The organism is Oceanihabitans sp. 2_MG-2023 (assembly GCF_030547245.1).
Classification (GTDB): domain Bacteria; phylum Bacteroidota; class Bacteroidia; order Flavobacteriales; family Flavobacteriaceae; genus Oceanihabitans.
This window is the reverse complement of the sequence record NZ_JAUOQT010000008.1, coordinates 1-13,087: the sequence shown is the minus strand read 5'-3', so window position 1 is coordinate 13,087 and position 13,087 is coordinate 1. Positions and strand designations below refer to the sequence as shown.

Genomic DNA, 13,087 nt, shown 5'->3' with positions numbered 1-13,087 from the left:
CCTTTTGAAAACAAATCGTAAACTACTTATACTATCCATTCTAATTCTGTTTGTGCAATTTACTTTCGCTCAATTACCAACAGATTGTATAGATGCTGTTATTGTTTGTGGAAATTCTAGTGTAAATTTAGACGCAAACGGTATTGGCACACAAGAGCTTTCTGGATCAAACACTTGTTCTAGTAGCGAAAACAATAGCTTATGGCTACAAGTTACTGTAGTTAATAATGGTACACTTGGTTTTACTTTAAGACCTAGAAGTGGAAGAATTGAAATTGATTATGACTTTTTTGTATTTGGTCCAAATGTAAGTTGTGGTGCAATTGGGCAAGCAATTAGATGCTCTACTACAAATCCGCAAGCTGCAAATCAAGGAAACAACCTTACGGGAATGAATGATACAGAAACAGACACTTCCGAAGGTCCAGGTGGACAAGGAAACAGTTTTGTTAGATGGCTTGATGTTCTTGCTGGAGAGACATACTATATTGTTATAGATAGACCTGTTGGTACAAGTCCTTTTACTTTAGAATGGACTGGAACTGCAGAATTTGCAGAACCACCAACTAATAATTCAGGTTCTGCTGATGCACTAAACATGGAAGCCTGTGATGTAACAGCACCTTTTGATGATGGCTCAACAACTTTTAATTTAGATAACAATACACCATCTATAATTGGTACGCAAACCAATGTAAATGTCACCTATCATGATTCCGAAAGCGATGCAAACCTTAATACTAGCCCATTAACTAGTCCATATACAAATCTTGAAAATCCAAAAACAATATATGCGAGACTTACAAATACAGCTAATGGTTGTTTTGATATTGCTCCTTTTGAATTAACAGTAAACTCAGGTCCAGATTTTGCTGCTCCAACCAATTTAGAAAGTTGCGATAATTACGACGATGGAGATGCAATGGATGGCGTTACTTTTTTTGATTTAGAATCTAAAACCGAAGAAATACTAGACGGTCAAGATGCTTCACAAGTAAATATCACCTATCACGAAACCAATGCGCAAGCTATAAGTAATATGAGCCCTTTAACAAGTCCGTATTATAGCTCCAACACTACCCTTTTTGTAAGAATTGAAGACGCTAACGAACCAGATTGTAAAAATATTACCCCTTTAAATTTAGTAACTCTGGCGCCCCCTTCAAGTAGTAATAGTTCACTTTTTCAATGTGATGAAGATGGTACCGTAGATGGACTAACCATTTTCAATCTCTTTCAAGCACAAGAATCTCTAACTATTGGAAATACAAATGCTCTAGTTAAATTTTATGAAGAACAAATAGATGCAGAAAATAGTATAAATGAAATAGATGGAAATAGTTTTACTAATACACAAAACCCAGAAACTGTATACGCGCAAATTATTAATAACAGTACAGGTTGCTTTTCTGTTGCTTCACTTACGCTGGAAGTAAGCACTACTCAAATTCAAAATTATTTTCCACCAGAAGTTTGTGATGAAATAGATTCCGAAGACGGAATAAACACCTTTAATCTTGATGAATTTACTACAGACATTCAAAACATAAATGGTATTACACTTCCTATCACCTATTATGAAACATATAACGATGCACTTTTAGAACAAAACGAATTAACAACTCCATACACAAATACAACTCCCTATTCACAAACATTATTTGCAAGAGCAGAGGATAATAATGCTTGCTACGGAATTAGTGAAGTCGCATTAATAATCAATGAACGGCCAGATATTTTAGAAGACGAAACAACGTTTTATTGTTTAAATTTTTATCCACAAACCATAACACTGTCTAGTGGAGTTATAGGAAATCCAAATGATTACATCTACTCTTGGTCTTCTGGTGAAACAACAAATGAAATTCAAGTGAATGAAATTGGTAATTACACAGTGACTATTACAAACGCTAACAATTGTGATAAATCGAGAACAATAATTGTTGAAGCTTCCAATACAGCAACCATAGATACTGTTGAAATTATAGATGGAAACATTAGCAATACCATTACCGTTTTAACTTCTGGAGAAGGGATTTATGAATATGCATTATATAACAACGATGGTGTTTTATATACGCCATACCAACCTAGTAATATTTTAAACAATGTATATCCAGGAATGTATACTATTCATGTAATGGATGTTAAAAACAATTGTGGTATTGTAAAACAAAACGTTTCCGTAATTGGCTTTCCAAGATTTTTTACTCCAAATAATGATGGCGTGCATGACACTTGGCAAGTATTAGGGATTTCTAATCCTATCCAACCAAATACAAAAATTAAAATATTTAATCGTTATGGTAAACTAATTAAACAAATAAGCCCTTCCGGGCTTGGTTGGGATGGTACTTTTAATGGAGTAAACTTACCTAATGACGACTATTGGTTTGCTATTACTTTACAAGATGGTAGAGAATATTTCAATCATTTTACCTTAAAACGATAAAATTAATCACGTACATTTACATAGTAACCTATGAAAATACGTAAACGACTTCTTGCATTAACATTTTTACTCTTTGGTATTCTTCAACTAAGAGGGCAAGACATTACTTTATACCAACAGTATAATGGTCGTATAAATTATACCGCAATTGGTAATACTTTAAATGAATTTGAAAACAATTTAGTCAGAGAATTTTGTGAAATTTTACCGAGCTCTTCAGCAGATTTAAATATACCTAACAGTGCATCAATTTTAGCAGCATATTTATATTGGGCAGGGTCTGGAACAGGAGATCAAGAAGTCACACTAAACAACAATACTATTATTGCAGATGAAATCTATACTGTAAATTATCAAGATCCCACAAACGGCACCCTAACCTATTTCTCCTGTTTTACTAACATTACAGATATAGTTTCCGCTTTAGGAAATACCAATTACACATTTAGCGATTTAGATATTTCGGAAACACTTACTAACAATCCTGGATATTGTAATAACAGAACAAACTTTGCTGGTTGGAGTATGTATATTATTTATGAAGAATCTAGCTTACCAATAAATCAAGTAAGCCTTTTTCAAGGTTTAGAAATTATTAATCGTGAAGTACAAGAAAAAACAATTATTATTGAAAACATTAATGTTTTAGATAATGATGGCGCTAAAATTGGATTTCTTGCTTGGGAAGGTGATAACGCATTAAATCTTGGAGAAACATTAACTATCAATGAAGCTGTAATCTCTAACCCTCCATTAAACTTAGCAGATAATGCTTTTAATGGAACCAATACGTTTACAAACTCGACAACTTTTTACAATGTAGATTTAGACGTATATTCCATTCAAAATAATATTGCAATTGGAGATATTTCAGCAGCTATAAAATTAACTACACAGGCAGATTTAATTATTCTAAACAACATTATTACCGTATTAAATAGCCAATTACCAGACGCTACAATAACGCTTAACAATTACACAATACCTTGTTATAGCAAAACAATAGACCTAGATTATACCGTATATAATATAAATAGTACAGAAGTATTACCTGAAAATACACCTATAGCTTTTTATGCTAATAATATTCTTATAGCGCAAAGCACAACACAAAACGAAATAGCTATTGATGGTTTAGAAAATAGAAATATATCTCTTACAATACCGGATAATATACCAGACAATTTCACTTTAAGTCTTGTGGTAGATGATATTGGAGATTCTAGCGGAATTGTAATTGAATTAAACGAAACGAACAACATAACCATTGAAAACATACAACTTATCCCGCTACCAGAAATAACAAAACTAGAAACGATGCTAAGTTGTGATATAGGTTTTAATACTGCCATTTTTAATATAACAAACCAATTAGAATTTATTGAAAATGTAGACATTAATACCATTAGTTTTTATGAAGAATTGGAAGACTTACTTAATAATGAAAATAATATAATTCAACCAGAAAATTTCCAAAGCAACGCAAGTCCGCAAACCATTTTTATGAAACAGGAAAACGAAGGTTGTGCAGCTATTTATCAATTCAACCTGTTAACAGAAAACTGCCCACCAATTATTCCTCAAGGTTTTTCACCAAATAACGACACCGTTAACGACTGGTTTAACATTCAAGGTTTATACGATATTTTCGAAAACCATGAATTGCAAATATATAATAGATATGGTACATTAATCTTTGTTGGAGACAACTCCAAAAGATGGGAAGGCAAAGCCAATCGAGGTTTAAATAATTTAGATACATTACTTCCGGTTGGCACCTATTTTTATGTACTAAATTTAAACGATTCTAACTTTAAAGTTAGAACGGGTTGGGTCTATTTAAATAGATAACCTATTTATTTTTAATGTATTTCACCGATTTAATTTGCATTTAATCTAATTTCTACTTAGTTTTGACCCATAAAATTTAAGTATAATAATTTGAAAAAGAGTCCCATAAAACAAAACCATAGACTAAGGCTACTATTTACATGTGTTTTAGTAAGTATTAGTTTTTTGCATAACTCCTTTTCGCAAAAAATTACTATAGATAATACACAAACACCTCAACAACTTATTGAGAATAATTTAATTCTAGGTTGTGTAGAGGTTTCCAATATTGTTTCTAACGTAAACGGAAGTGTAAATGGACTAACTAGTTATGGTTATTTTGAAAAAGGGACTTCTAATTTTCCTTTTGAAAATGGTATTTTACTTTCTACTGGAAACGTAACTTCTGCTGGTAATACTACAAACGAAAATAACTTACATGATGGAGATGCCAGTTGGGGAACAGATACAGATATAGAAACTGCTCTCGGCATTACAAATACAGTGAATGCGACTTCAATAGAGTTCGATTTTATTTCTGTTTCAAATCAAATTCAGTTTAACTATATCTTAGCTTCCGAAGAATACTATGCAACTTACCCTTGCGAATATTCTGATGGTTTTGCTTTTCTGTTAAGAGAAGTTGGCACAACTACGTATACAAATATTGCTGTAGTACCAGGAACGAATACACCGGTAAACACCAGTACCATACACGATGAAATTGTTGGTCATTGTGCTGCAGAAAATGAAACGTATTTTGATGGTTATAACATTGGCGACACTAATTTTAATGGTCGTACAACAGTACTTTCGGCAACAGCTAGTATTCAGCCAAACGTACAATACCAAATTAAATTAGTAATAGCAGATCAAGATGACCAAAATTATGATTCTGCTGTTTTTATTGAAGGTAACAGTTTTAATGCAACTGTAAATCTAGGAGAAGACATTACAACTTGTGCAGACTCTATTACCCTTAATGCAGATACACAAAATCCTTTAGCAACGTACCAATGGTTTTTAAATGGGACTTTAATAACAGGGGAAACACAACATGATTTAGAAAATGTTACGCAATCTGGTATGTACCAAGTTTTAGTAACTATTCCTATAAGTGATACTTTTTGCGAAATACAAGATGAAATATCTGTTACTTTAAGTTCGGAACAATCTGCAGGAGAAATTGAAGATTATGAAATCTGTGATGACATAAGTAATGATGAAGTAGAAACCTTCGATCTTTCTACTATGGAAACCGAAATTTTAGCCTCTGTACCGCCTTCCAATTATAATATTAGTTATCACGATTCAGATACTAATGCACAAAGTGGAAACAACCCGATTACTGTTCCAATTCAAAATGCAAGTAATCCGCAAATAATTCACGTAAGAATTGAAGATACAGCGAATGGTTGTTTAGCATTCTCTACCTTTAACCTTGTTGTAAATTCGTTACCAACAATTATAGACCCTACACAATTAGATATATGCGATGATGCTACTTCAGACGGTTTTACAACCATAGATTTATCGGTAAAAAACGACGAAATATCAGGAGGGAATTCGAACTACATTGTAAACTATCATTACTCGCAAACAGATGCCAATAATGTAGAAAATGCAATTCCTTTGCCATATGCAAACACCAATATAACAGAGCAACTTTTTGTAAGTGTTGTAGATGCAACAACTGGATGTGTTAGCACAACAACATTATTAATTAATGTTTTAGAAAATCCTGTTATAAATATGGACACACAACAAATTAATGCTTGTGAACCAGATGATGACGGATTAGCGACTTTCGATTTATCTACAATAATTCCAGATGTATTAGACGGTCTAACGGATGTTACGGTATCTTTTCATATAACTTATGAAGATGCAGAAACTGGTGCAAATCCAATTTCAGATTATCAAAATTTTAATAACACAGAGCCTAATACACAAACCGTTTATATTCGAGTAGTAAGTAATGCTACTGGATGTGCTTCTATATCTGGTGTAGAACTTCATGCTAATCTATTACAATCTGGCACACATATTATCAATTTTAGCGCATGTGATGATGTATCTAATGATGGTATTCATGATTTTAACTTGGAAGATATTGCTGATAATATTGCGAATAATATTGAAGACGTTATAATAACTTTCTTTGAAACTGAAGAAGACCAGACTAACAATGTAAGCGAAATTGATAAAACCTTACCTTACACAGTAACAAGTAGCCCACATACACTTTATGTAACTATTGAAACTCCTGGGTGTATTTATTTTACATCTATTAATTTATATATAAACCCTCCAACTATAATTCAACCTTTATCTCCTGTAGATTATTGCGATACAGATGATGATGGCTATACCTCTATTGCTTTAGAAGACTTTAATAGTTATGTAAGTGAAGGAATTACAAATACGGCAGTTAGTTATTTTTTAACAGAAGAAAATGCCGATAATAACGAAAACCAATTACCTCCTTTTTATACAAATACCACAAATCCGCAAATAGTATTTACAAGAGTCGTAAATACAGACACAAATTGTTATGATGTCGCTGAGTTAGAAATACATGTAATCCCAGCTCCAACTGTCATGCAACCTATGGATATAGTAATATGTGATGACGATTATGACGCTTCCTATATTGTAAATCTGGATAATAAAATAAGCGAAATAGTTACTAGCACTTCAGACTTAACAATTACGTTTCATACCTCAGAAAATGACGCTAATGCAAATGAAAATGCAATAACAAACACCGCTGCTTATAATGCAAATACACAAACAATTTATACAAGAGTAGAAAGTGAAATCACAACCTGTTTTGCTTTAGTTATTTTTGAAATAACCGTTAATACAGAACCTATTTTTACAGATATCTCTAATTTTAGACAATGTGAAGCAGATGGAGACCAAACAGCAGATTTTATTTTTAATGAAAAAGATACCGAAATCTTAAATAACCAAACAGGAAAACGTGTTTTGTATTTTGAAACAGCACAAAATGCTATCGACAGAGTTGGTATAATAGATAAAAATATAGCATATCAAAACACAGATAATCCACAAGAAATCTTTGTAAGAGTAGAAAACGTTACAGATATAGATTGTTTTGACACAAGTTCTTTACAGATAGAAGTTGGCTTAATTCCAGAATTTACAGCTCCTAATGATTTTATTGTTTGTGATGACATTTCAAATGATGCCAAAGAGATTTTTGATTTTTCTGAAAAAATAATAGAAATGTCTGCAGCTTCTACAGACAATCTAACAATAACATTCTACACCTCATTTAATGATGCAGAAAACGAACAAAATAGCTTACCACTTCAATATGAAAACATAGAAAATCCGCAACAGATTTATGCTAGAATAGAAAATGGAACCTACTGTCATGGTATCGCCGAATTTGGATTAAACATCATACAAGTACCAAATGTAAACCTTACTGGACCGCTACAAAAGTGTGATACAGATACAGACGGACTTACAAACTTTAATTTAACAGATGTCGAAGTAGATGTTTTAGGTGTAAGGCAAGATGATATAGAAATAACTTACCATCCTTCAATTGAAGACGTAGAAGCGCACACAAATATAATCACAAACCCAAGTAATTATACCAATATTACCAATCCACAAACAGCATATATCAAAATCACGAGTACTATTTCTACTTGTCATGTAGAAGTACCTATTGAACTAATTGTAAACGTCCCACCAACTATAAACGCTATTTCTAATATCGAAACTTGCGAAAGTGATAATAATACTTTTAACCTTTTAGAAACCATAGATAGCTTATTAGACGATACAACAAATGTAGCTGTTTCGTTTTATAGAAATTCTACAGATGCAGAAAATGGACAAAACTCGCTAAACGATAATTATACTTACGTCTCTAATAATGACACGATTTATGTTAGAGCTGAGAATACAACTTCTAACTGTCATATTACTTCTTCCTTTATATTACAAGTTAATAGTAATCCTATAGCATATACTGTAACAGACTTACAAACATGTGATGAAGATTATGATTCTATGGAAGAATTTAATTTAGAACAACAAACAGCAATCGTATTAGGAAGTCAAAACCCAAACGACTTTAATGTTTCTTATTTTGAATTAGAAGATGAAGCCATTACTAACGAAAATGCAATTACAGATTTAAACTACATTGCTTTCGATGGACAAACCTTTTACATACGCATCGAAAATAAAAACACACTATGTTATAGCATAACTAGTTTTAATACTATTGTACATAGAAAACCAATAGTAGAAATTGAAGACCAAACCATCTGCTTAGAAAGTCTTCCTCTTATAGTTAGTGCAAATACAGGTTTTAGTAACGACACCTATGCATGGTCTAACAGCGAAACAACTCCAGAAATTGAAATCACACAAATAGGAACCTACTCTATAAGTGTAACAACTGCTTTTGGATGCACTACTTCTACTACTTTTAATGTTATAGAATCCGAACAGGCAACTATAGAATTTACAGAACAAGTAGATTTTTCAGATCCAAATAATATAACAGTTACTATTAGTGGAATTGGCGATTACTTCTATATTCTAGATAACGGTCCTGCACAAGAATCTAACTTTTTTAATAATGTAACTCTTGGTCCACATATTATTACAGTTTTAGATGCCAATGGTTGTGCTTCTGCTACCAAAGAAATTATAATTATAGATACTCCTCTATTTATGACACCAAATAATGATGGCTATAATGATACTTGGCACATTACAGGTGTGAACCAACTTACTGGCACTATTGTGCATATTTTTGATAGATATGGCAAACTTTTAAAAACACTAACACATACTTCTCCAGGTTGGGACGGAACTTACAGAGGGCAAAACATGCCAACTAACGATTATTGGTTTGTTGCTGAAGTAATACAAGAAGGTAAAAAGTTTGAACTTAAAGGAAATTTTGCGCTAAAACGATAAGGTGTAACAACATTCTTTAACACTTCATAGTATATATAAAAGTAAGTTCTTACTTATATTTGCAATCCAATTGCGTGTAATGAAGAATTATTTCTCGGTTTTATTATCTCTTTTCACTTGTTTGCTGTTTTCTCAAAACATACAAGTAGACAATAATACGTATACGCCACAACAACTTATTGAAGATATTTTAATAAATAGTGATTGTATTAGCAATGTGATTGTAAATAATGTTGTTGGAGGAAACTTTAATGGTACAGACCAAAGTTATGGTTATTTTGATGCTACAGGAACCTCTTTCCCTATCGCTAGTGGCCTGGTGTTAAGCACCGGAAGATTATCTAACGTTCCTGGTCCAAATACAAGCTTAAGTGATGATGATGCAACTGGATGGTCTGGGGATACAGATTTAGAAACCGCCTTAGGAGAAAACAACACGCATAATGCTACTATTTTAGAATTCGATTTTCAATCGGTTAGTAATCAAATAAGTTTTAGATATTTATTTGCTTCCGAAGAATACCAAGAAGGAGATAATAGCACCTGTCAATATTCCGATTTATTTGGCTTTTTAATTCGCCCAGTAAGCGCTTCAACGTATACAAATATTGCTTTAGTACCAGGAACAAATACTCCTGTAAAAGTAACCACTGTACATTCAGGAATTCCTGGTTCTTGCCAAGCAATTAATGGAAATTATTTTGGAGGTTGGAACAATAATACTGCTCCTATAAATTTTAATGGTCAAACTACGGTTTTAACAGCAACCACTGCCATTACACCAAACCAAACGTACCATGTAAAACTAGTCATTGCAGATGAGTTTAATTACAGGTACGATTCTGCTGTTTTTTTAGAAGCCGGAAGTTTTACCTCAAACATTAACCTCGGTATAGATAGGCTAATAGCAACAAGAAATCCCTTGTGCGAAAACGAAACCCTAGAACTAGATGCAACACAAACTGGAGCTACAGGATATACTTGGTTTAAAAATAGTCTGCCTATTGCTGGAGAAACAAACCCAACCTATACTATTGTGGATCAAGGTATATATAGCGTTGCTATTACCTACCCTACTTCCTGTATAACCTCTGGGGAAATCAATGTAGAATATGCTCCAAAACCTATAGTAAACGACTACTCCTTAGTTGCTTGCGATTTAAACCAAGACGGAATTACAAGATATAATCTGTTCGATGCCGAACCAAATATTATTACTAACAACAGAGATTATGTTACCGATTATTATCTGTTTGAAGCCGATGCTGAACAAGGTATAGGCGAAATACCTAATCCAACATCTTTTGAAAACAATACGATTTTACAATCCGTTTTTGCTCGTGTAGAAAATGAGTTTGGCTGTTTCGCTGTAGCGGAAGTAATTTTAGATATTTCAACAAACACAGTTATTATTCCACCATTTCCAGCATGTGATAATGCACCTGTAGACGGTTTTACCGAATTTGATTTAAATCAGCTACGCTCCCAAATAGAAACACAAGTTCCTGCAGGATCCGTAATTACATTTTTTCCTTCGGAAGCAGATTTACTAGCAGAAACAAATAGTATCAATGGAAACTACACAAATACATCTCAAGATTTAGAAACCATCTATGTGCTTATTATTAATGGAAGTGATTGTTTTGCTGTAAGCACAGTAACTTTAACTACAGAAGAATCCCCTATTCTCTTAGAAGATGAAACTATAAAATATTGCGTAAACAATTATCCAAATACCATTCCATTAAAAGCAGGAATACAAACAGGCTCTCCGGGAGATTTCACTTATCAATGGCGCTTAAACAACCTAGCAACAACCTTTAGTAGCGAGACTATATATATTAATGAAATTGGCATCTATACAGTTATTGTTACACTTCCTAATGGCTGTACTGCAACTAGAGATATCCTTGTTGAAGCTACCGAAAGTGCTTTTGTAGAATCGGTTTCGGTTTCGGGTATTGCTCCAGAAAACTCAATAAGCATTACTGTTTCAGGTAATGGAGATTATGAGTTTGCGATAGATTCTATTAGTGGTTTATACCAAGAAAGTAATACCTTTACTAATGTTTCAGCAGGTGAACATATGGTTTACATTCGTGATAAAAATGGTTGTGAAACCGTTCAAGAACTTATTTATGTATTAGGTTTCCCATCTTATTTTACTCCTAATGGAGATTATTACAACGAAACTTGGATGCCTTTAGGTGTAGATTTAGACTTTAAAGCAACTATGATTATTCAAATTTTTGATAGATATGGTAAACTTTTAAAACAAATAACCCCACAAAATCAAGGATTTAATGGTACATTTAATGGCGAAAATTTACCATCTTCAGATTATTGGTTTGTTGTTAGCTTTTCTAACGGAAAAACATACAAAGGTCATTTTGCTTTAATTAGATAATGGTAACATACGCTTAACTTTGTATTTATTTATTATTTTTTAATTTGCAGTCTAATTTTTTTAAATGAAATATTCAATTTCCCTATTCTGGTTCTTACTCTTTTTAAACACAACTATCGCTTCTAATAAAACGCTTAAATTAGAGTGTCCAGCTCCTGTTATTACATCTTTTTTCCCTTCAAGTGGTCCTGAAAACACAATAGTTTACATAGATGGAAGCAATTTTAATGCTGCTGCTACAGTAGAATTTGATGGTGTTAGTACGACTTTTAATATCATTAACGATAATGTAATTGAAGCTTTTATTCCTGCAGGAACTTCTACTACATCTAACATAACCATTACAAGCACAGGTGGCTGTGTGGGAAATTCTACAACTGACTTCTCGGTATTAGAATCAGAATGTGATTCTCCAGATGTTTATATTTCAGAAATTTATGATGTAAATGGAGGTAGTACTGGTCTTATAGAACTTTACAATCCGACTAATACAACACTTACATTTAATGGTGAATATGAATTACAACGCTTTAGAGATGTTGGAGATGCAACTCCGAGTGTTACACATATCTTACCTGGTTCTATTGGCCCTCTTCAAACCTATTTAGTGAAAATTGGTGGCCCTACGGCTTGTGGACTAACAGAAGATACTGAAATGGGATTAGGTATTAATGGTAATGATGAAATTAAGCTTTTAAAAAACGGAGCACTTATTGATGTTGTAAATGCTCCTAATAATGTAGGATATACGGTAAAAAGAAATCCTGATGCTGTTGTTCCTAATAGTACGTTTGTTTCTTCAGATTGGGATACCAACACAAATGAAAGTTGTGCAGATCTTGGTTCGCATACCGCAGATCCAATTCCGGATAATACACCAACAATTACACAACCAACTTCACAAACCATTTGTGAAAATGGTACAGCTACTTTTACAATTGCTATATCTGGTACCGAAACATATACCTACCAATGGAAAGTTTTAAACAGTGCTGGAAATTGGGTAAATGTAACGAATGATGCTAATTATTCTGGAGTAACAACAGACACCTTAACCATTACTAATGCGCCATTAACTTTTGATATGAATCAATATTATTGCGAAGTCACTTCTGCATCTTGTGACTTGGTTACTAATGCGGCACAGTTACTTGTTGGTAACGCAGAAGTAGATACTCTTTCAAACGAAACCGTTTGTACAAGTTATACCTTACCAACGCTTACTAACGGAAACTACTATACGGCAACCAATGGTGGAGGAACTGCACTAACTGCAGGAAGTGCTATTACAACAACACAAACCATTTATATCTATAATATAATTGGAACCGCTCCTAATACTTGTTCTAACGAATCTAGTTTCACAATAACTGTTAGCGGAACACCTCCTGTAGATACCGTTTCTAGCGAAACTGTTTGTGCTA

5 protein-coding genes are annotated in these 13,087 nt (G+C 33.0%); all 5 read left to right on the top strand.

The features are described from left to right. Window positions 1-4: 4 nt before the first annotated feature. Complete coding sequence (locus tag Q4512_RS14185) at window positions 5-2,452, top strand: T9SS type B sorting domain-containing protein (protein WP_303425827.1); 2,448 nt, start codon at window positions 5-7, stop codon at window positions 2,450-2,452. 30 nt (window positions 2,453-2,482) lie between these two features. Next, window positions 2,483-4,303 (top strand): gliding motility-associated C-terminal domain-containing protein, encoded by a 1,821-nt coding sequence (locus Q4512_RS14180; protein WP_303425825.1) that lies wholly within the window; start codon window positions 2,483-2,485, stop codon window positions 4,301-4,303. A gap of 165 nt (window positions 4,304-4,468) precedes the next feature. After that, window positions 4,469-9,256 carry a T9SS type B sorting domain-containing protein gene (locus Q4512_RS14175; protein ID WP_303425823.1) on the top strand — a complete coding sequence of 1,596 codons (4,788 nt, stop codon included), beginning with the start codon at window positions 4,469-4,471 and terminating at the stop codon, window positions 9,254-9,256. A 79-nt stretch (window positions 9,257-9,335) separates the two neighbouring features. Beyond that, window positions 9,336-11,663: a T9SS type B sorting domain-containing protein gene (locus Q4512_RS14170; RefSeq protein WP_303425822.1), complete on the top strand. Its 2,328-nt coding sequence runs from the start codon at window positions 9,336-9,338 to the stop codon at window positions 11,661-11,663. A 64-nt stretch (window positions 11,664-11,727) separates the two neighbouring features. Further along, window positions 11,728-13,087 (top strand): IPT/TIG domain-containing protein (locus tag Q4512_RS14165; protein WP_303425821.1); only part of this gene is annotated, 1,360 nt, incomplete at its 3' end.

What these genes read in the sequence shown, in the direction of transcription:
- Q4512_RS14170 (WP_303425822.1), top strand. Translation starts at nt 9,336, where the DNA reads ATGAAGAATTATTTCTCGGTTTTATTATCTCTTTTCACTTGTTTGCTG.
- Q4512_RS14180 (WP_303425825.1), top strand. Translation starts at nt 2,483, where the DNA reads ATGAAAATACGTAAACGACTTCTTGCATTAACATTTTTACTCTTTGGT.